At 63.6% G+C, this 21,245-nt stretch carries 19 protein-coding genes; 5 read left to right on the forward strand and 14 right to left on the reverse strand.

What is annotated here, in order from left to right; genetic code table 11:
• Positions 1–69: 69 nt before the first annotated feature.
• From QYR03_RS02600 to pheS, 13 genes are all read right to left on the reverse strand, one after another.
• Complete coding sequence (locus tag QYR03_RS02600; protein ID WP_259851437.1) at positions 70–264, reverse strand: Trm112 family protein; 195 nt, start codon at positions 262–264, stop codon at positions 70–72.
• Positions 265–284: 20 nt separating this feature from the next.
• Positions 285–923 (reverse strand): hypothetical protein, encoded by a 639-nt coding sequence (locus QYR03_RS02605; RefSeq protein ID WP_301712939.1) that lies wholly within the window; start codon positions 921–923, stop codon positions 285–287.
• Complete coding sequence (locus QYR03_RS02610; RefSeq protein WP_301712938.1) at positions 910–2,493, reverse strand: VWA domain-containing protein; 1,584 nt, start codon at positions 2,491–2,493, stop codon at positions 910–912. Before QYR03_RS02610 ends, QYR03_RS02605 begins: the two co-directional genes overlap by 14 nt.
• A complete protein-coding gene (locus tag QYR03_RS02615) occupies positions 2,490–3,674 on the reverse strand; it encodes a hypothetical protein (protein ID WP_301712937.1) in 1,185 nt (394 codons plus the stop codon). Before QYR03_RS02615 ends, QYR03_RS02610 begins: the two co-directional genes overlap by 4 nt.
• Before the next feature lie 96 nt (positions 3,675–3,770).
• On the reverse strand, positions 3,771–5,207 hold the full coding sequence (gene argH, locus QYR03_RS02620; protein WP_259851433.1) for an argininosuccinate lyase: 1,437 nt from the start codon (positions 5,205–5,207) through the stop codon (positions 3,771–3,773).
• A gap of 33 nt (positions 5,208–5,240) precedes the next feature.
• Positions 5,241–6,443, reverse strand: coding sequence for an argininosuccinate synthase (locus QYR03_RS02625; protein WP_259851432.1), 1,203 nt, complete (start codon positions 6,441–6,443; stop codon positions 5,241–5,243).
• Between the two features lie 66 nt (positions 6,444–6,509).
• Positions 6,510–7,013: an arginine repressor gene (locus QYR03_RS02630; protein WP_259851431.1), complete on the reverse strand. Its 504-nt coding sequence runs from the start codon at positions 7,011–7,013 to the stop codon at positions 6,510–6,512.
• Entirely contained in the window at positions 7,010–8,197 is a 1,188-nt protein-coding gene (locus tag QYR03_RS02635; protein WP_259851430.1) for an acetylornithine transaminase, read from the reverse strand. Before QYR03_RS02635 ends, QYR03_RS02630 begins: the two co-directional genes overlap by 4 nt.
• Positions 8,197–9,129, reverse strand: a complete 933-nt coding sequence (gene argB, locus QYR03_RS02640; RefSeq protein ID WP_259851429.1) for an acetylglutamate kinase — start codon at positions 9,127–9,129, stop codon at positions 8,197–8,199. Before argB ends, QYR03_RS02635 begins: the two co-directional genes overlap by 1 nt.
• A gap of 18 nt (positions 9,130–9,147) precedes the next feature.
• Entirely contained in the window at positions 9,148–10,308 is a 1,161-nt protein-coding gene (gene argJ, locus QYR03_RS02645) for a bifunctional glutamate N-acetyltransferase/amino-acid acetyltransferase ArgJ (RefSeq protein WP_259851428.1), read from the reverse strand.
• 27 nt (positions 10,309–10,335) lie between these two features.
• Positions 10,336–11,379 (reverse strand): N-acetyl-gamma-glutamyl-phosphate reductase, encoded by a 1,044-nt coding sequence (gene argC / locus QYR03_RS02650; RefSeq protein ID WP_259851427.1) that lies wholly within the window; start codon positions 11,377–11,379, stop codon positions 10,336–10,338.
• A 55-nt stretch (positions 11,380–11,434) separates the two neighbouring features.
• Positions 11,435–13,969, reverse strand: a complete 2,535-nt coding sequence (gene pheT / locus QYR03_RS02655) for a phenylalanine--tRNA ligase subunit beta (RefSeq protein WP_259851426.1) — start codon at positions 13,967–13,969, stop codon at positions 11,435–11,437.
• Positions 13,970–13,995: 26 nt separating this feature from the next.
• Positions 13,996–15,036: a phenylalanine--tRNA ligase subunit alpha gene (pheS, locus tag QYR03_RS02660; RefSeq protein WP_259851425.1), complete on the reverse strand. Its 1,041-nt coding sequence runs from the start codon at positions 15,034–15,036 to the stop codon at positions 13,996–13,998.
• A gap of 277 nt (positions 15,037–15,313) precedes the next feature.
• On the opposite strand from pheS, the gene QYR03_RS02665 reads away from it, so the two are divergent.
• The gene (locus QYR03_RS02665; protein ID WP_301712976.1) at positions 15,314–16,333 is read left to right on the forward strand and encodes an intradiol ring-cleavage dioxygenase; all 1,020 of its coding nucleotides are present in this window, start codon (positions 15,314–15,316) and stop codon (positions 16,331–16,333) included.
• On the opposite strand, the gene QYR03_RS02670 is transcribed toward QYR03_RS02665, so the two are convergent.
• Positions 16,330–17,142, reverse strand: a complete 813-nt coding sequence (locus tag QYR03_RS02670; RefSeq protein ID WP_301712936.1) for an RNA methyltransferase — start codon at positions 17,140–17,142, stop codon at positions 16,330–16,332. The genes QYR03_RS02665 and QYR03_RS02670 overlap by 4 nt on opposite strands.
• A gap of 50 nt (positions 17,143–17,192) precedes the next feature.
• Between QYR03_RS02670 and QYR03_RS02675 the strand changes: the two genes are divergently transcribed.
• The 4 genes from QYR03_RS02675 (at position 17,193) to QYR03_RS02690 (ending at position 21,141) form a co-directional block, all read left to right on the forward strand.
• Complete coding sequence (locus tag QYR03_RS02675) at positions 17,193–18,359, forward strand: sensor histidine kinase (RefSeq protein WP_301712935.1); 1,167 nt, start codon at positions 17,193–17,195, stop codon at positions 18,357–18,359.
• A gap of 151 nt (positions 18,360–18,510) precedes the next feature.
• Positions 18,511–18,741, forward strand: a complete 231-nt coding sequence (locus QYR03_RS02680; protein WP_301712934.1) for a hypothetical protein — start codon at positions 18,511–18,513, stop codon at positions 18,739–18,741.
• 36 nt (positions 18,742–18,777) lie between these two features.
• A complete protein-coding gene (locus tag QYR03_RS02685) occupies positions 18,778–19,446 on the forward strand; it encodes a response regulator transcription factor (RefSeq protein ID WP_301712933.1) in 669 nt (222 codons plus the stop codon).
• 234 nt (positions 19,447–19,680) lie between these two features.
• Complete coding sequence (locus QYR03_RS02690) at positions 19,681–21,141, forward strand: hypothetical protein (protein ID WP_301712932.1); 1,461 nt, start codon at positions 19,681–19,683, stop codon at positions 21,139–21,141.
• Positions 21,142–21,245: the final 104 nt, after the last annotated feature.

Genomic DNA, 21,245 nt, shown 5'->3' on the forward strand with positions numbered 1-21,245 from the left:
CAGTTCTTTCAAGCCTCGTTCACTAAAGGTGGGTGTTCACTATTCGAGTTGGTCAGCCGTTAAGACAGGCTAGGCGCCGCCGGGATACGGCTGCGCTTCGTCGATAAGCAGAACCGGGATTCCGTCGTCGATGCGGTACGCGACACCGAGCCGGCGGTTGACCAGCAATTGCTCGTCGTGGAGGTATTCCAGCGGTCCCTTGTCCTGCGGGCACGCGAGAATATCCAGAAGTTGCGGGTCAAGCGTCGGTGTGTCGGCCGTCATGGTCGTTCATCGTACCTTGTTCAGGTGTCGTCCAGCCCAGGCAGGTCGCCGAAGGCTTCCCGCAGCGTTCGTGCCTGTGAATCCATCGCACGCAGATTCTGGTCGAGGATTCCCTGCTTCACCTTCTCCGCGGCCGATGTGAGCGTGCCCAACGACCCGGTCATGACTTCCGCCGCCTCCGGACTGCGGAACTGCGGGGCGTCGACGTAGGTGTTGACCACCTCCGGCAGGTAGATGTTCACGATGTTCCAGATGGTCTGCTGGTGCTGCGGCGCGGAATCGAGGTCGTCCCAGTGAGCGAGCACGAAGCGCAAGCTCTCTTCCATTTCGCGCGCCTGAATCGACACTTTCTGCGGTGGGCGTGCCCGCTGCAACGGTGCCAGCACATCGGTCAGGTTGTTGTTCAGCTCCACCGGCGCCGGCAGCATCTCCTGCGGCTTCTGGGCCAGTTCCTTGTGCTCCGGCGACGGTGTCAGGGCGACTCCCGCTCCCCAGGCGGCGAGTGCCGCGACCGGCCACAAGAATCCGATCCCGACGACCAGGTGGACCACGATGACGAGCACCGCGAGGATCATGCCCACCAAGTTCTTGCGGGAAGTGAAGAAGGAGCCGCTCCCGTCGTCGTCGGGAGCCGCGTGTTTGGGGTTACTGGTAGCCACGGATCTCCTTGAACGCTTCGTCGAGATCGCCGTCGAGCGCATCGAAAACTGCGCCACCGGTCAGTTCGGCAACCTCCTCCATTTCTGCGGCGTTGGATTCACCGTAGAGGATGACGAAGACGGGGATACTCCCCTTCCCCTTTGTCGCGGCGGCGTAATCCTCCTTGAACACGTTCAGGTCGCGCCCGGCGGTGACAGCGCCGTCGCTGAGCAGAACGATCGAACTGATTCCGGCGTTCGGATCCGCTTTCTCGGTGACACCGATCAGCGTGTCGTAGATATTGGTCTTGCCGCCCGCTGAGAGGTTGTCGATGTAGCTCTGGAACTTCTGGTTCGCCTCCGGATCCGATCTATTGAAGGTGCCGGAAACCGGCAGGTGCGGTTCGCTGGAGAAAGACTGGAAGCTCACCTGCTCCCCATCACGCAGCGCCACATTGCCGGTGTCCGTGGAGGCTGAACCGTCGACGAACGAAGTCATGATCTGTTTCAGCGAATCCAACCGCTCACCCTGCATCGACCCGGACGTGTCCAGCACGAAGGTGGTCGCGCCACGTTTACGGAACTCGTTGTTGTACCGATCCACCAAGGCGTTGACGGTGCCGTAGCTGGCAGGGAACGGCAGCTCGATGACAGTCTGCCCGCTCAGTTCTCCGGGCAGGTTGTCGACACCGCCGACCGGGCGGCGGAACGAGTCGGCGATCTCCTGCTGGTGGCCGAGCATCCAATCCGCCAAGGCTTTGACGTTCTCTGACGCGTCCCCGTGGGCGGGCTCCGCCAAGGTGGACAGCGGGTAGTCGGCGGAAATCACGCCGTCGGCGGGGACGATGACCTCAATGGCCGCTCCCTGGCCCCGCATCTGGTGCAAGGTCGATTCGTAATTGACGATGGCGTCGGCCTTTTCTGGGTCGTCTTGGAAGGCCTCGGCGAGCCAGCCGGAGGAACCGGAGACCATCGACTGCGCTTGGAAGAGTTCGTGCAGGCGCGGGCCGACTTTCTCGATGTCCCCGTCCGTCAACGCCGAGCCAGTGTCTGCCATCGCTGTCGCAACAGAGACGAGCGCGGAAAAGCCTGAGTTGGACGCGGAAGGATCGGTCGTGCCGAAGGTGAATTTTCCTTCGCGTGCTGCGTCGGCGAATTCGCCCCACGTTGGCTGCTTGGTGTCCCAGCCGAGCTCGCGCGCCTTCGCCTCCTGCACGCCGAAGGCGACGGGGCTGGTGGCGATCTTTGTCTCGTCGTCGAGCTTGCCGCGGGCACCGATCAGGTCGACGTAGCGGTTCGTGGCCAGCCAGGTCGCGTCAATCTGGTTATCCAGCTTCCCGTGCTTCAGGTCCTGGGAGTTCTGCAGAGTTCCGCCGGGAAATTCCAGGGTGATCGGAAAACCGAGTTCCTTCGAGGCCTGTTCGACGAGCGGTTCCAAATCCTTGAGTTCGGTGGCCGCCATGATGTTCAGGCCGCCGCTGTCACTCGACCCGCCCCCGTTTCCGTTGCCGCCGGTACCACCGTTGCCCCCGCACGCGGTGAGTGCCGCGCCGGTCAACAGCGTGACCAGCAGTGCTAGTAGTCTCCTCATTTCTCCTGCTCCTCCTGGTTGCGGGGCGGGACGGTGCCGTAGCGCATGCCGACGCCGTCGATAAGCGCCTCCAGCCTGTCGTAATTCGGCGGGTCCACCGAGTTGACGTAGTTGGAGGGTGCGGGCAAGCCATTGTCCTGCAGCGTCTGTGTCAAGTAGTCGTTGCTGGACGGGCGGAAGCCATGCGCGGCGGCGAGCTTCTGCAGTTGCTCGTCGGTGGACAGCAAGCGGCCGAGCTCCTTGCCAGCGTCGCTGATACCCACCAGCCCGTGGTTCGCCAGCACGGTTGGCTCGAGTTGCAGCAGCACCATGTCGTCCTTGATGCGGGAATTCGGCTTCATCTGCTCCCCCAGGAACTGCGCCTCGTAGACCAGCACCATGGGCGCGGATCCTATGCCCTGGCTCAAATAGTCGCTGAACGGGCCGGCGGAAGACGACTGCGTGTAGCCCTGCCCGGTGAAAAACGGAGAGATCTGCTCGGTCAGCCACTGCACATCGTCGGCCTTGTCCGGTTCCCGCTCGCCGAACTGCCACGCGAGGATGGACAGGAACATGGCCGCAGAGTTGGAGGTGCGAATATCCGTCGTTGAGATCTGCACATTGCGCGGCGAAGGGAAGGTATCGCCAAGGTCGCGCCAACGCTTCCCCTCCTTGGTCATGTCGATGAACGCGTTGACGTCCAAGATGTAGCTCTCCCCGTCCTTGCGCACCGCACCAGCTTGCTCGAGCAGGTCGACAATCGGTTGGAAGGTGGCCACCGCCATCGGGGAGAAGAACGGGTAGTCGACGGAGTATCCGGACCCCTGGTCGGTGATTTTCTGCGTAGCTGGACTCGACGACGGGAAGACGAAGTCTTCCTTTTCCAGGTCCACTTCGCTGGCGATGCGCCGGGAGCCGGCGGTGGAAACCTCCACGACGTAGCCGAGTTCAATCAGCCGTTGCTGAACTTCGTGGTCTTCGAAGTATTCGCGCTTCTCGGAACCGATCACGCCGTGAATATATTTCGCGTTCTCGATGTCCCTCTTCAACGCGTCCAAGGAATCGTCGCCGCCTAGGCCGGGAATGACTCCCCGTCCGATCAAGACAGCGGCGACGGCGACGATCGCCAAAACAACACCAACGATGACGGAGCAGCCGCGGGTACCTTTGCCGGAGCTGCTAGTGGCCTGTTGTTCGGTCATGGGCAAAGTTTATGGCGCAAACTCTACCGTCGCAGTGAAACTGGCTGCCCAGCAATGCTGGAACAGTCAGTGTTCATCTGCGGTTCAGGTGCGGGTTCACTCCCCGCGCACCGGGGTTTTCGCCCATGTGCGCGCGGCTGCGTTGGCTTCGTCGACACGCGCGCGCTGCTCGGCGACACGCACGCCGGCGGTTCCGCCCCGTGTCGCGCGCGAGGCCACGGCACCATCGATCGTGAGCACCTCACGCACATCGGGTGTGAGCCGCTTATCGACGCCCGCCAGCTCCTCATCCGTCAAGTCCACCAGATCCACTCCGCGGGCCTCGGCGATACGGACGCATGCGCCGGATGCCTCGTGGGCTTCGCGGAACGGAACGCCTTGGCGGACCATCCACTCGGCGAGATCGGTGGCCAGGGTGAAGCCAGCTGGCGCGAGTTCGCGCATGCGGTCCTCGTGGAAAGTCAGCGTGGACACCAGGCCGGTCATGGCCGGCAGCAGGATGCGCAGCTGGTTGACGGAGTCGACGATCGGCTCCTTGTCCTCCTGCAGGTCACGGTTGTACGCCAGAGGAAGCGCCTTGAAGGTGGCGAGCAGCCCGGTCAGGTTACCGATCAGGCGGCCAGCTTTGCCGCGGGCCAGCTCCGGGACGTCCGGGTTCTTCTTCTGGGGCATGATCGATGAGCCGGTGGACCAGGCGTCATCGAGCGTGACGTAGCCGAATTCCGGCGTGGACCAGGCGATGATCTCCTCCGATAGGCGGGAGATATCCACGGCGATCTGCGCCAGCACGAACGCCCCCTCGGAGACGAAGTCGCGGGAGGACGTGCCGTCCAGGGAATTATCGGCGGCGGAATCGAAGCCGAGTTCCTCCGCGATTGCCTCCGGGTCGAGCTGCAGCGAGGAGCCCGCCAAAGCGCCGGAGCCGTATGGCGAGACAGCCACGCGCTTGTCCAGGTCGCGGATTCGTTCCAGGTCGCGCAACAGAGGCTGGGCGTGTGCCAGCAGGGAGTGCGCGAGCAGGATCGGCTGGGCGGCCTGGAAGTGGGTCTTGCCCGGCATGATCGCATCCGGGTGTGCCGCGGCCTGGTTGCTCAGCGCCTCAACGAGATCGCAGAGGTCCTGCGAGACATCGCGGAGTGCATCGCGCAACCACATGCGGAACATCGCGGCCACCTGGTCGTTGCGGGAACGCCCGGCACGCAGCCGGCCGCCCAGCTCGGGGCCGACGCGGTCGATGAGGCCGCGCTCCATTGCGCCGTGCACGTCCTCGTCGGTGGGCAGCGGCCCGAAAGAGCCGTCGGCGACATCACGGCCGAGCTGGTCGAGCCCGGCCAGCATTGCCTCAAGGTCGGAGTCCGTGAGCAAACCGGCCCGATTCAGGACCTTCGCGTGGGCCTTCGAGGCGAGCACGTCGTACGGCGCGAGAATCCAGTCGAAGTGAGTGGACACGCTCAGCGCGAACATCGCCTCCGAGGGGCCGCCGGAGAAGCGGCCGCCCCACAGTGCGCCCTCATTGGTGCCGTGCTGTTCCATTCCAACCGTCCTTTCGTCGATAAGCCTGGCGGCTTATTTGCCCGCCTCGCGGTCGCGCTTGTTGGCGATCTGCGAGGACAGGCCGTGAAGCTTGACAAAGCCCTTGGCGTGGGATTGGTCGAAGGTGTCGCCCGTGTCGTAGGTGGCCAGGTTGAAGTCGTACAGGGAGTGGTTGGAGCGGCGGCCGTTGACGGTGATGGAACCTGCGTGCAGCACCATGCGAATATCGCCGGTGACGTGCTCCTGGGTGGACTCGATGAAAGCGTCCAGAGAGCGCTTCAGCGGTGCGAACCAGAGGCCGTCGTAGACCTCCTCGGACCAGCGGGCGTCGATAAGGCGCTTGTAGCGGGCGAGTTCGCGCTCCACCGTGACGTCCTCCAGCGCCTCGTGGGCGGTGATCAGGGCGACTGCGCCCGGTGCCTCGTAGACTTCGCGGGACTTGATGCCCACCAGGCGGTCTTCGACCATGTCCAGACGGCCGATACCCTGGGCACCTGCGCGGCGGTTCATCTCCTCGATGGCCTCGAGCACGGTGACCTTGCGGCCGTCGATCGCGACCGGCTTGCCGCCCTCGAAGGAAATGATGACCTCGTCGGGGGCGTTGCCCAGCGCCGGGTCCTCGGTGTAGGCGTAGAGGTCCTTTGTCGGCGGGTTCCACAGGTCCTCGAGGAAGCCGGTCTCGACGGCGCGGCCCCACACGTTCTGGTCGATGGAGAACGGCGATGAGGCGGACTGCTCGATCGGCAAGTCCTTGCCCTCCGCGTACTCGATCGCCTTGTCGCGGGTCCACGCGTAGTCGCGGGCCGGTGCAATGATCTCCAGGTCCGGGTCTTGGTTGACAAAACCGACCTCGAAGCGCACCTGGTCGTTGCCCTTACCGGTGCAACCGTGCGCGACGTGGGTACCGCCGTGCTCCTTCGCCGCTTCGACGAGGTGCTTGACAATCAGCGGGCGGGAGATCGCGGAGACCAGCGGGTACTGCTTCATGTACATGCCGTTCGCCTTGATGGTGGGCAGGCAGTATTCCTCGGCGAACTCGTCGCGGGCATCCACGACGATGGATTCCACAGCGCCGCAATCGAGCGCACGCTGGCGCACGGACTCCAGGTCTTCGCCGCCCTGGCCCAGGTCGAGGGAGACGGCGACGACCTCGCCGCCGGTCATTTCGGCGAGGTACGGGATGGCCACGGAGGTGTCCAGGCCACCGGAATACGCGAGAACAACACGGTTAGTCATGACAGGCAATGCTCCTTCACATCAGCAGTTTGAAAGTGTCAGGTCTTCTAAAATTCAGTTGTCGAGCTAGTCGTCGTGGGGCTCGTTTTGCACCTCGCCCATGAATTCCGCGGCGAGATCGGCTCCCGTGAGCGGTTCACGTGCGAGGACGAACACTGTGTCGTCTCCCGCGATCGTGCCCACGACCTTTTCTAGTGCCACCCGGTCAATGTAGCTTGCCAAGTACTGCGCCGCGCCCGCAGGGGTCCGTAGCACAGCAATGTTGCCGGTGTGGTCGATGGACACGACGAGCTCCGCCAACATGCGGCGCAGCTTGTCGCGCGGTCCCTTCGGCGAGGCCTGGAAGGACTGCGCTTCCTCCCCCACCGCGTAGTACGAGCGTCCGCCGCCGGACGGACGCACCTTGCGCGCGCCGAGCTCGTCCAGGTCGCGGGATAAGGTCGCCTGGGTGATATCGATTCCTTCGTCGAGCAACAGCTCGGACAGCTGCACCTGCGACGACACACGGGTGTGGTCGAGGATGGCCAGGATTTTCGCCTGGCGCACAGTGCGCGAATTGGGCGCGGTCATCGCTTCTCCTCCAGGCACTCGTTGAGGGTCGCCCTGATGGCACCGACAGCGCCTGACAATTCCTCGTCGCTGATCACCAGCGGCGGGGTCAGGCGGATCACGGTGTCGGTCGGCGCATTCAGGATCACGCCGTGCTCCAGGCCGACGCGCACCGCCTCCTTCGCCACGGGCTTGGTCAGCACGACTCCGAGCATCAGGCCGCGGCCGCGCACGTGGTCGACGCCGGCAAGCTTGCCGACGTCGCGCGCCAACCCCTCGCCCTTAGTCTTCACCGCGGCACAGAATTCTTCGTCGACGATGTCCAGCACCGCGTTAGCGGCAGCGCAGACGAGCGGGTTCCCGCCGAAAGTCGTGCCGTGGGCACCGGGCGTGAATAGAGCCGAGGTTTTCGCGTTTGCGATGACAGCGCCGATCGGCATCCCGCCCGCCAGGCCTTTCGCCATAGTGACCACATCCGGCCGCACTCCCGACTGCGTGTGCGCGAAGAAGGTGCCGGTGCGCCCCACGCCTGTCTGCACTTCGTCGACGACCATGAGGATGCCGTGGGCATCGCACAGCTGCCTGAGCTCTGCGAGGAACCCCTCCGGCGCGGGGACGACTCCGACCTCGCCTTGAATGGGCTCGAGGAAGATCGCGGCGACATCACCGGCATGCTTATCGACGAGCTGCCGCACATGCCCGATATCGCCGTAACGGTAGTACTCGACACCCGGGACGAGCGGCGCGAAGGGCTCCCGTTTGCCCGGCTGGCCGGTGAGCGACAACGCGCCCATCGTCCGGCCGTGGAAGCCGTTCTCCGCAGCGAGCACAACCGAGCGGCCAGTCAAGCGCGAGAGCTTGAACGCGGCTTCGTTGGCTTCTGCGCCGGAGTTGCAGAAGAAGACCTTCGCCTCGGGGTCGCCGAAACGTTGCCGCAGCGTGGATGCCGCCTGAAGCGTCGGGGCGGAGCCGAAGAAATTCGAGATGTGTCCAAGTGTGGCGGCTTGGGAGGAGACGGCGTCGACAAGCGCGGGGTGCCCGTGCCCCAACGAGTTGACCGCGATACCGGCGAGCATGTCCACGTACGTTTCACCGTCCGCGTCGGTGACCGTCGCGCCCTCCCCTTTGACGAGGTGGAGTTGCGGCGTGCCGTACGTGTTCATGAACACGTCCGACCACTGGTCCAGTGCATCACGGTTGCTCATCACTGCGGATCATCCTTCCTGAAAACGGTTCCTTCGGGGTAGTTCTCTTTCTCATAATCGTCCGGCAGCACCATGGTGCCCACACCGCCCATGGTCAGCAGCTCGAGCAGCACCGCGTGCGGGATGCGGCCGTCGATGACGTGCGAGGCGCTTACTCCCCCGCGCACCGCCGTCATGCAGGCCTCCATTTTCGGGATCATGCCCGAATCCAAACCCGGGACTATGCGCTCGAGTTGGCTCAACGTGATCTTGGACAGCAGGGAGTCCTTATTCGGCCAGTCCGTGTAGAGGCCCTCCACGTTGGTGAGCACGACGAGACGCTCCGCTTTGAGCGCCGCCGCGAGCGCACCAGCCGCCGAGTCCGCGTTGACGTTGTACACGTTGCCGTCGGTCCCGGGCGCGATGCTGGAGACGACCGGAATGCGCCCGGCCTCGATAATGTCCATGACTGCCGACGGGTTCACATCGACGATCTCGCCGACGAGACCGATGTCCTTTTTCTCGCCGCCGACCTCCACGTAGCGCTTCTGCGCGGTGAACAGCCCGGCATCCTCGCCCGACGTGCCCACCGCATAGGGGCCGTGGGAGTTGATGCGGCCGAGCAGGTCGCGGCCGACCTGGCCGAAAAGCACCATGCGGACAACGTCGAGAATTTCCGGCGTCGTCACACGGAAACCGCCGATGAACTCGCCCCCGTCGAGGCCCAGCTGGCCCAGCATCGCAGTGATCTGCGGACCGCCGCCGTGCACGACGACCGGCTTCGCGCCCACGGTGCGCAGGAAGACCATGTCCGCGGCGAACGCGGACTTCAAGTCATCGTCGATCATGGCGTTGCCGCCGTACTTCACCACTACGATCTTGTCGCGGTAGTGCTGCAGCCACGGCAGCGCCTCGGCAAGGACGTGCGCCCGGTCCCGGTTGCTCAGTTTCATCTCACGTACCCCCTGTTCCTAGGTCGAGTATTCCGAGTTGATTTCCACGTAGGAGTACGACAGATCCGTCGTGCGGACGCTCGCCCGTCCCGGACCACCGGTGCCCAGATCGACGAGCACCTCCACGTCGGCACCGCTCAGGTCCACGTCGCGCGCACCTGGCGTGCCCGTGCTGTCGACGCACACCGGGGTGCCGTTGAAGGACACCGTGATCTTCTCCGGGTCCATCTCCGCGTTTGCCATCCCCACAGCGGCGAGCACGCGGCCCCAGTTCGGGTCGGATCCGAACATGGCGCACTTGACCAGGTTGTCTCGGCCGATCGTGCGGGCTGCGTTGAGGGCCTGTACGTCGTCGGCGGTCCCTTCGACCGTGATGACGACGCGCTTGGTCACACCCTCCGCGTCCGCCTGCAGCTGGCGCGACAGCTCTTCGCTCAGCTCGGTGACGGCCTCGGCGAACTGCTGTGCGTCCGGCTGTACACCGGATGCGCCTGAAGCCATGGCGATCACCGTGTCGTTGGTGGAGGTGGCGCCATCGATGTCGAGGGTGTTGAAGGTGGACCCGGCGGCTTCACGGAGCGCCGAATCCAGGACCGCCGAACTGACCACGGCATCGGTGGTGATGCACACCAGCATCGTCGCCAGTGACGGCGCCATCATGCCGACGCCCTTGGCCATGCCGCCGATCTTCCAGCCGTCGCGCTCCACGACCGCTTCCTTAGCCACCAGGTCCGTGGTCAAAATGGCTTCGGCCGCTGCGGCACCGTTGTCGCCCAGATTCGCGCCGAGCTTGGTGATCCCGCCACGGATCACGTCCATGGGCAGCAGGTCCCCGATAAGCCCGGTGGAGCACACCGCGACCTCCTGCGGATCCACGCCGAGCTCGCGGGCAGTGGCGACCTGCATCTCCTGGGCGTCGACATCGCCCTGCTTGCCGTTGCAGGCATTCGCGTTGCCAGAGTTGTACACCACAGCCGTCAACGCACCGTTGTTGAGTGCCTGGCGGGTGACCTTCACTGGGGCCGCGACGACTTTATTGCGGGTGGTCACCGCAGCGGCGTCGAAACGCGGGCCGTTGTTGACCACCAGCGCCATGTCCGGCTTACCGGACTGCTTGATTCCTGCCGTGACGCCAGCAGCGGAAAACCCGGCTGGGGCTGTCACACCTGTCGTAGACATGTCTTCGTCTTCCTTTGCTTCAAACGCTTAGGGGGCCACCGCCGCTTGCGGCAGTCCCTCGGTTTCATCGAATCCGAGGGCGAGGTTCATGCACTGGACCGCTGCCCCGCCGGTTCCCTTCGTCAGGTTGTCGATCACCGAGGTCGCCAGCAGAACGCCCGCCGCTTCATCAACCTCGACCTGCATCAGGCACATATTGCTGCCCACGATGTGCTGGGTCTGGGGCTGGCGCCCCTGCGGGAGCAGACGCACGAACGGTTCGCGGTCGTAGAACTCCTCGTATGCCTCGCGCGCTATTTCTTCGGTGACACCGGGTGCCACCGGTGCGGTGACGGTGGAGAGAATGCCGCGGGTGAGCGGAGCCAGGACCGGAGTGAAGCCCACCGAGACGTCCCCTTCGGCGACCTCGGAAAGGTTCTGCACCATCTCCGGGGTGTGGCGGTGCTTGCCGGCGGTGCTGTAGGCCTTCAACGAGCCCATGGTCTCCGCGCCGAGCAGGTCCACGTTCGCCTTCTTACCGGCACCGGATACACCAGTCACGGAGACGACGTTGAAGGTCGGTTCCACCAGACCCTTAGCCGCGGCAGGCAGAGCGGCGAGCGTCGCGCCCGTGGGAAAGCACCCCGGTACGGCGATGCGCCGCGAGGCCGCGATCTCCTCTCGGTGGCCAGGCATCTCGGGTATTCCGTAGGGCCAGGAACCAGCGTGATCGGATCCGTAATATGCAGTCCAGTCCTCGGCGTTGCGGAGGCGGAAATCGGCCGCGCAGTCCAGCACCAGCGCTTCTTGGGGCAGCGCGGCACCGATCTCGGCGGAGAATCCGTGCGGGAGGCCAAGGAACACCACGTCGTGCTTCGCCAGCACCTCGACGGTGGTCTCCTCGATCACGCGGTCAGCGAGCTGGGGAACGTGCGGCAGCACGTCAGAGGCAGATTGTCCGGCATTCGAATTTCCGGTCAGCGCACCGATTTCCAACGTTCCGTCCAGGAAACGGGGGTGGCCGACCAGCAGGCGGAGGATTTCCCCGCCTGCGTAGCCGGTGGCACCTGCGACAGCGACTGAGTAGCTCATAGCGTCAGGCTACACAGCACCGACACCGATTGCAATTTATTACACGCAAATCATTTTATGCGCGCATCTGTGCGCCGAACTTCTGTTCCGCGGCCTTCGCGGCTGCCAGACGACCCTCGGATGCTTCATCCTCGGTGAGGGTCCGGTCGGGAGCGCGGAACACAAGACCGAAGGCGAGGGACTTCTTGCCGTCGCCGAGGGAACCGGAACGGTAGACGTCGAAAAGCGTGACCTCTTCGATGAGCTCCCCGGCATTGTCCTCCAGAGTCTTCCGCACGGCCTCTGCCGGGATCTCCTCGTCGACGACGAGCGCGACATCCTGGTGCAGGGCGGGGAAGGACGACAGCACCGGGGCCGGAAGCTTCTCCGCCAGCGGCAGCACGGTGAGGTCGATTTCCATCGCGCACGTGCGCGCCGGCAGACCCAGTGCCTCGAGCACCTGCGGGTGCAATTCGCCTGCGTAGCCGACGACACGGGATTCTCCCTCAACTGCGACAGACAGCGCAGCGCAGCGACCCGGGTGCCACGGCAGCTCCTCCGCGGCGGAAAGCTCGAGGTCCACGCCCGCGGCACGGGCGACAACCTGGGCCGCCTCCACTGCATCGGCCCACGTGTACGCGCGGCCGTCGCCCCACGGACCGGTGAGCTCGGTGTTGCCGGTTGCAACAGTCGCGGCGTGCAGGTTCTGCTCCGGCAGGGACGCGATCAGCTCTTCGACCACCGCGTCCTCAGGACGCTGCGCGACGCTCGGCATCGGGGAGGTATCGGCAGTCTTGAACGCCACCTGCGCCACGGAGAACAGGGAAAGGTCGTGGCGGCCGCGTGCGACGTTGCGGCCGACAGCCTCCAGCATTGCCGGAAGCAGTGTCGTGGCCAGAACGGAGTAGTCGGCGTCGAGCGGGTTCTGCACGGAGACTACGTTGCGGCGTGCATCGTCGGCGTCCAGACCCCAGGTGTCCAGCACGGTGTTGGACATGAACGGTGTCGGGATGACCTCGGCGTAGCCGGAGTACGCCAGCGCGTGCGTCACCGCACGGCGGCGGCGCTGGAGGGGCGACAGGCCGCGGCCGCCGCGGGGAGTCGGCATCTCGAGGGGAATGTCGTCGAGGCCCTCAAGACGCACAATCTCCTCGATGAGCTCAACGGGCTCGTTCAGGTCGGTGCGCCACGTCGGCGGGGTCACGGACAGCACAGTCTCTCCGTCCTCCGTGCTCTGCTCCACACGGCAGCCGACCTCCTCGAGACGACCAACCACGGTCTCGAGCGAGTAATCCACACCGATCAACTCGGAAGGCCGCGCCGCGCGCAGACGGATTGTCGTACGCTGCGGGGTCTCGCCGACGATCGTCCGCTTGTCCGCCACGGTGCCGCCGGCGATGGAGACCAGCAGGGCGCATGCCATATCAAGGGCGACCTCGACGAGGGCGGGATCGACGCCGCGCTCGAAGCGTCGAGAAGCTTCGGAGCTGAGCTTGTGGTGGCGTGCGGAGCGCGCGACGGTGAGCGCATCCCACGTCGCGGCCTCGAAATAGACCTCGGTCGTGTCATCGGCGATCTCGGAGGTCGTGCCGCCCATGATCGCTGCGAGCGACTGAATACCGTTGTCGTCGGAAATGACCACGTCGCCCGGGGTGAGGGTGCGCTTCACGTGGTCGAGGGTCTCGAATTCCTCGCCACCATCAGCATTGTGGATGCGCAGCCCGCCGGCAATCTTCTTAGCGTCGAATGCGTGCATCGGCTGGCCGAGCAGCAGCATGACGTAGTTGGTCACATCCGTCGCCGCGTTGACGGAACGCACTCCGCTGAGCAGCAGCGCGCGCTTCATCCAGAACGGCGTCGGCGCGGCCGGGTCGATGCCTTCCACCTTCCGCACGCCGAAGCGCACGGCTTTCGTCGATTCCTCAACCGTCACGGGCAGAACGTCGCCTGTTGGCTCCGGCACGGCAGACAGATCGACACCGCTTATCGACGCATCCTCCGCCACGTCCTTGTACTCCAGCCCGAAGGCGGAGGCCACTTCCCTGCCGAGCCCGCGCGCCGAGAGCGCGTAGCCGCGGTCGGGAGTGACGTTGACCTCGAAAACAGTGTCGTCGAAGCCGCCGAGCACCTCGCGCGCGTCCTGGCCCGGCTCGCCCGCACCCTCCGGCAGGACGATGATGCCGTCGCTCTTGGTCGTGAGGCCGAGCTCCGCCTCGGAGGCCATCATGCCGTTGGAAATATGGTCGTACGTTTTGCGCGCGGAGATCTCGAACCCGCCCGGCAGCACTGCGCCCGGCAGGGAGACGACGACGAGATCGTTCAGTGCGAAGTTGCGGGCGCCGCAGATAATCCCCTGCAGCTCGCCCGTGCCGTTGGCGTCGCCGACGTTGACCTGGCAGTAGCGGATCGGCTTCTTGAACCCGGTAAGCTCCTCGATCTCCTCGACTCGCCCCACGACGAGCGGACCGGTGACCTCCGGCAGCGGCTCGTAGCCCTCCGTTTCGAAGCCGACGCGCACAAAACCGGCGTCGAGCTCCTCTGGGCTCACCGACCAGCCGGGGTTACCGGCGTTGTTCAGCAGGGACGTCAACCACTTCTGGGAAATAAGCATTCTGTTTCTCCTAAGACCTTCCCTATTTACGCCTGGACACCGAACGGCAGCGTGAAGCGCACATCGCCCTCAACCATGTCGCGCATGTCCGTGAGCCCGTTGCGGAACTGCAGGGTGCGCTCAATGCCCATGCCGAATGCGAAGCCGGAGTACTCCTCCGGGTCGATCCCCATCGCGCGGAGAACATTCGGGTTGACCATGCCGCAGCCGCCCCACTCGATCCAGCCGGCGCCGCCCTTCTTGTTCGGGAACCACACATCCACCTCCGCGGACGGCTCAGTGAACGGGAAATAGTTAGTGCGGATACGCGTCTCCGTCTCCGGGCCGAACAGCACCTTGGCTAAGTGGTCGAGCGTGCCACGCAAGTGCGCCATGGTGAGCCCTTTGTCCACGGCGAGACCCTCCACCTGGTGGAAGACCGGAGTGTGCGTGGCATCGAGCTCGTCTGTACGGAACACACGGCCCGGGCAGGCGATGTAAATAGGAAGATCGCGCTCGAGCATCGTGCGCACCTGCACCGGCGACGTGTGAGTGCGCATGACCTGGCGGGAGCCTTCCTCACCGATGTAGAACGTGTCCTGCAGCGTGCGCGCCGGGTGGTCCGGGATGAAGTTCAGGGCGTCGAAGTTGAAGTACTCCGCCTCGACTTCCGGGCCTTCTGCGACCTCCCAGCCCATGCCAACGAAGATGTCGGCGATCTGCTCGCTCAGAGTCGTGATCGGGTGCATCGCGCCCGCCTGCGTACGCGACGTCGGCAGCGTGACGTCGACCTTCTCCTCGCGCAGCTGTTGCTCACGGTGCTCGGCTTCCCGCTCGGCGTGGAGCTGCCCGTAGCGTTTCTCGGCGCGTCCGCGCGCCATGTTCACGAAGCGGCCCGCGTCCTTGCGCTGCTCCTTCGGAATCGACCCGAGCGACTTGCGCGCCTGCATGATCGGCGACTGCTCGCCCAAGTGCCCGCGCTTCGCTTCCTCCAGCGACGCCAGGTCCGGCGCCGCCTCAAAAGCAGCGATAGCCTCGTCCGCAGCCTTGTTCAGGGCGTCCTCGGTCAGTTCAATTTCGGTGCTCACTACACCCGCACCTTTCTTTCCCGGCAGCGATATAGAACGGTGACAAGCATACCTGCGCGGTCCCGCGCACCCCGCAGTGATCTCGAACAGCCAACTCGCAGTTGAAACATTGCCTAACTGTGGCCATGTTTTGCGCGTCCTGACACATCAATAGGGGTGCCACCACAGAAATGTTTTTTACAGTGCTCTTGCCGGTATCCCACGAGGGACAAGACATCCCCGGCTCCGCCCAGTACAGAGAAGGACATTGAAATTGGGCACCCGTGAAAACAACACAGTGAATGGCGTCAATGAAGTTCCGAGAACTTTCGAGGGCCGCGTACTGCCAAACCAAGCAGAGGATCCCGAAGACCAAGGTCTGATCTTCGACATCGCCACTATTGAAAACCGCTTGTCACGGCGCAAACTGTTGAGTATCTTCGGCCTAGGCGCCGGATCAGTCGCCCTTGCGGCGTGCGCCCCGGGCGAAGAGAACACCGCATCCTTGACTACGACCTCCCCGACAAGTACGTCGTCTGCTTCTCCCACCAGTACAGCTGAAAACCTCACTGAGATGAACAGCGAAACGGCCGGGCCATATCCGGGCGACGGCTCCAACGGGCCAGACGTTCTAGAGAAGGTCGGTGTTGAGCGCAGCGATATCCGCGGCTCAATCGGCGGCGGCGCAACCGCAAGTGGTGTACCGCTGAAGTTGCGGATGAACATCGTCGACATGGTCAACAACAACTCCCCGATGGTGGGTGCCGCTGTCTATATTTGGCATTGCGACGCTGCCGGCCGCTACTCCATGTATTCATCCGGCCTGGAAGACGAAACGTACCTGCGTGGTGTCCAAGTCACCGGCGATGACGGATACGTAGAGTTCACGACCATCGTTCCGGGGTGCTACGAAGGTCGCTGGCCTCATATCCACTTCGAGGTGTTCCCCTCAGTGGACGATATCGCCGACAGCACGAACGCGATTCTCACTTCGCAGATCGCTATTCCGGAAGAGGTCTGCGACGCGGTGTACGAAACTGACAACTACACCGACTCCGGAACGCCCTATTCCCGAATCACGCTGGAGACCGACAATATCTTCAGCGACGGCTGGGAACAGCAAACCCCTGCGGTATCCGGAGATGTCCGGTCTGGTTACAACGCGACCATCGATGTCCCCATCGACACCACGACACCGAATTCCGGCGGCGCTGCACCCGGCATGGGCGGTGGACCCGGTGGACCCGGTGGCCCCGGTGGCCCGGCAGGATCTGGTGGTGCCGCGCCGAGTGGTGCCCCCGTCCCGCCGAGTGCCTAATCCTCTGCGAGCGCCTTCGCCGACTCCCACAAACAGATCGACGCCGCAGTGGACAGATTCAGCGATTCGGCGGAGCCGGTGATCGGGATGGAGACAGTGTGGTCGGCAGCTTCCAGCACACCCTCGGGCAGTCCGCGGGCTTCGTTGCCGAACAGCCACGCGGTGGGCTGGTCCAAGGCACCACCGGGAGCTGCCAAGTCGAGCTCGCCGTGCATGGTGGTGGCGAACGTCGATAAGCCTGCTGCTCTCAGCTGCCCGAGCGCCCCCTTGATGTCGCGCTCTCGGGCGACCGGGACGTGGAACAGCGAGCCAGCGGATGAGCGCACGACCTTCGGGGATTCCGGGTCGACGGTGTCGCCGGCGAAGACGACTGCATCGGCACCAAGCGCGTCGACGAGGCGAATAATCGTTCCGGCATTGCCCGGATCATTCGTCTCCACGCACACCGCGACCAGCTTCGGGCGCCCCTTCAAAATCGCGCCCAGCGTCCACGTCACCGGCCTGCACACCGCGAAGATACCGGTCGTGTGCACTGTGTCCGTCAGCGATTGCGCCGCCTTGTCCGTGATCGCATGCGTGAACACGTCCATATAGCCCGCCGCGGTCACAATATCCGCGAAGCGGTCAGTCGCAGCCTCCGTCACGAACAGGTCCGTCGCCGCGCCCGTCGCCACAGCCGCCTCAACGGAGTTCTCCCCTTCCGCCAAGAAAGCTTTCGCTTTACGACGCCCCGCCGCACGGTTCAACTTCGCCGCGTTGACCACCCGCGGAGTGCGTTCAGTGAAAGGCTGGGAGAAATCGAGACTCATAGTGACACAGCCTATAAGCGCCAAAGCAGGCACGCTATTACGCTAACCGTGTGACATCGTTACGCCAGTGGATCAAGGCGTTCCCCGAAGCCCCGGTTCCGCCCCGGTGGTTCGCCGCGGGGAGCGCCCTTGTCGTGTGCGCGGTCAGCGTCGTTGTGGGGCTACTCGCCGCTGGCATCCCCGATAGTACGATCGCAACCACTCTTCGTTTCGTCGTGCCCATCGTCGCAGTTTGCGCGCTGTTGAGTCCCCTTCCGTCGGCCTTCGCCTTCGCGGTATTACTCCAGATTGTGGCGACCCGCCCCGAGCTGGAAAGCCCCGTCGTCTTCTTCGGAACGCTGGCTGTTGTGACGAATCTCGCGCTTTGTTTGCGTCCGGCGATAAGCGCACTCTGCGCTTTCTCACTGTGGTACCTCGCGTTAACACAGGTCGTCGCTGGCGAATTAATCCCGGATGACCCGGAGCCAAGTGCGATACTCGGCGTATTCATCATCCTCGTTTGGACTGGCGCACTCGCCATCCGCGAGACGTTGGTAATCAGAAGAAGAGAATCGGAGAGATTTCAGCAGCAAATCGAAGACGAACGGGAGCGTGCAGTGAGAGCGCTGCACGGATCCGTGGCGGCTTCACTCACGTCTGTCGTTCTTCGCAGCGAATCCATGGCAATGAACGCGCCCGAAAAAACGCGCCGGGAATCACTGCTCATCGCAGAAGATGCGCGACGCGCTATGCGCGAGGTCCGCGAACTTATCCACTTCATGAAAACTAGCGACAAATCAGACTTCGCCTTAGACAATTTTCAAGGGCCGACAGAATTGCTCAATGACCTGATCACCATCATCGGGAAGATTCGTAGCCATGGATTCACCGTCGTCGAGTCCGGAATTAATGAGACAGTGTTGTCAGGCATCCAAATGCGGCACGGTTACGCGGTGACCCGAGAGCTTAAAACGAACATCCTCAAGTACGCTGACCAGTCTGAACCCATCATCGTAGCTGCGGTTCGCGACGAAGACTCTGTGACTATCGCGATTCAGAACACCATCGCCACAAGCTCCCCTGACCTGAATATGACCACCGAAATTGGACTCAACGACGCGATGAGTCTGGTCAAAAGCGACGGAGGAACCTTGACTTTCACCAAGGCCGAATCCACCTGGCGAACCGAACTAGCGTTTCCGCTCGCAAAACTGGACCAACGGAATGCACGAAAGTAGCTTTCCCCAGGCCACGTCAATCTACTTTCGTACCGTCTTTCAAAAACGCTGCCCATAAACTTGTTCTCCGGTGACTGGAGATTCATAATCGTTGAAGCAACCAATATAAGCCTTATCCTCTGCGCCCCTGTCTTTCCCGAAAGGACAACCCGTGAAGAAAATCTCTGCCCTGAGCGCCACCATCCTTGCCGCCGCTGCCGTTACCGTTGCGCCGACCGCGAATGCATCTACGGAAGCCCCGCTTTCGAACGCTGACACGCAAGCATCCGCCACAACGACGGCCGAAGACGATGCGGCCCCGACGCTGACTTTCTACACCGGCGCCATGGGCGACATGCTCAATTGCGGAGGCACCATCGCTCAGCTTTGGTGCAAGAAATAAACATCCCGCACTGACCAATTTCACGTTCAGGCACCCATGACTAGCGGCACCAACCAGCACATCCGGGTTTTCTTGGTCGACGACGACCCGCTGGTGCGCGATGTGCTGAACCGCTACCTCACGTCGGCCGAAGACATTGACGTCGTCGGCACGGCCTCGAGCGGGCCGGAAGCCCTCGAGCTCATTGACCCGGCGGAGACAGATCTTGTCCTCTCGGACGTGTACATGCCGGAGATGGACGGGCCGACTCTCCTCGCGCACCTCAACGAACGCCCGGGCACACCGGCGTTCCTGGCGATCACCTCGCTGGAAAACGACAAGAAAATGCTGGATGTGCTGGCCCTTGGGGGGCGCGGCTACATCCTGAAGAGCCAGCCGCCCGAGGAGATCATCTTGTCCGTGCGCCAGGCTGTTACAGGCGGCACAGTTGTCTCCCCTACCGCGATGACCAACCTGGTGCGCTACCTTTCCCCGTCTGAGAAGCCGGCTGCAGCAGCCATGCCACAGCGCACGTACCCCGAAGGGATCACCGACGGCGAGATCGATGTACTGGAGCTCCTCTGCGAAGGGCTGAGCAACGCCGACATCGCCCGCCGGTTGAGCTATTCCGAATCCACGGTGAAGAAACACGTCTCGCGCCTTTTGACCCTCTACGGCGTTTCTTCGCGTTTGGATCTCGTCGTCACTGTCCTCAACGGAAAATAGTCGCGGTAGTCGGGTTGCTGACACGCTTTCTACTTTCGTTCCTTTTCACAGGTCGTTTCCCGGCGTCCATGCACGAACGTCCCTGACCTGCAAACTTAGGTGCCAAGAGGCTTGTTTTTCCTTGTTTTTCACCCCAAATGGGCCCTAGGTTGAGTCTCATCAGCGTTCACAGCTGAGGATTCCTCCTCGGCGCGCGCTGCCGAAGTTTTCACCCCGAGAAAGGAACGACCTGCCATGACCCGCTACAGCCGCCGTGCCGCAGCAGCGGCGCTCGCCGCTCTGCTCACGGCGACCGCCGCCACCACCGGCACCGCCTCCGCACAGACTCTCGAGGAGTCCGCACCGGAGACCCCAGCCACCAACGACAAGTTGCCGATCATCCACACCTACCGCGGCAGCGACCACCTCAAGGCCAACATCTTGAACCCGCGCCCGGTGTGCAACTCCGCCGAGGACTTCCGCACCGTCGTGTACAAGGTGACCGACAACTTCCTGCCGGTGGGCACCATCTCCACCACCAACCTGTCTGACAAGGAGATCCCGCTGCAGCAGGAGCTGTCCCGCACGCAGGAAATCTCCGCGAGCGTCAACGGCTCCAAGACAGAGACACTTGAGCTCGGTGGTCAAGCATCCAAGAAGGGAATGCAGGGCAACATCGGCTACTCCATCGCGAAGACCCTCGGCTGGGACGTCTCCGGATCTTTGAGCTGGACTGTCGGTCAGCAGATCGGCCCGTACAAGGTCCCGGCCGGCAACACCGGTGAGGCATCCTACGGCTTCCGCACCGTCACCATGACGGGCACGCAGCAGCACTGCAAGCCGAACGGCACGTGGGGCACTCCGACCGCATGGGTGGCCAACATGCCGGTCAAGAACGAGGTCCGCGTCAAGAATTACTCCACGCCTGCTGATTCCTGGGCACCCAACAAGGGCGCGCAGGTCACCAAGCCGGTCGAGAACCCGAACCCGTCCTACAACGCAGACGTCGAGAAGCTCAACGAGGGCGAATCGCTTGACGACGTCAACAAGGTCGCAGACTCCGAGGCCGCCACCGTGACCAACAAGGAGATCGACCTCAACGCCCCGAAGGCCGACAGGGCTGAGGCGGACAACAAGATGGATGCCGCTGAGAAGAAGGAAGTCAAGACCGTCGAGGACTCGGCCGCTGCTGAGAACAAGGACGCGGACACAGACCCGTCCGAGAAGAAGTCCGACGGCGCGAAGCTCGACCTCGAGCCGTACTTCACCACCTCCGACGCCAAGGCTAAGGGCTACGCCGGCTCCGTCGCTCTGCGCGTCAAAAACAGCGGCACCGACCGCTACTGGGGCGAGTTCCCAGCGATCACCTTCCGCGTCGAGGTCCGCACCGAGGACGGCCCGGAGGGCGTCGACCGCCTGGTCACCACCACCAAGGCTAACGGCGCACACATCCGCGATCTGGGCTACAACCACGACAAGGGCGTGCGCACCTTCGAGGTCACCCTGTCCAACCCGGTCAATGCCGGTGACGATGTCCTCCTCGGCGCCTTCTCCTTCGGCGACGGCAACACCAAGGAAGGCCGCCTGACCAACTACATGACGGTCACCCAGACCGGCCGTCTCGAGGGAGACACCTCCACGGCTAACGACCAGAACGTCGACTCCCGCAAGGCGACGCTCAACGACTTCGGCAAGCCGCACGACGGTCTGTTCTAAGCACCATCATCAAATGGATTTGCGGTGTAGATCCACGGGATAGCGCTACACACCCCCGCTCACACTCGAACTGTGTGGGCGGGGTTCCGCATTTCAACGACGAC

This window comes from Corynebacterium sp. P4-C1, assembly GCF_030503595.1.
Taxonomy (GTDB): domain Bacteria; phylum Actinomycetota; class Actinomycetes; order Mycobacteriales; family Mycobacteriaceae; genus Corynebacterium.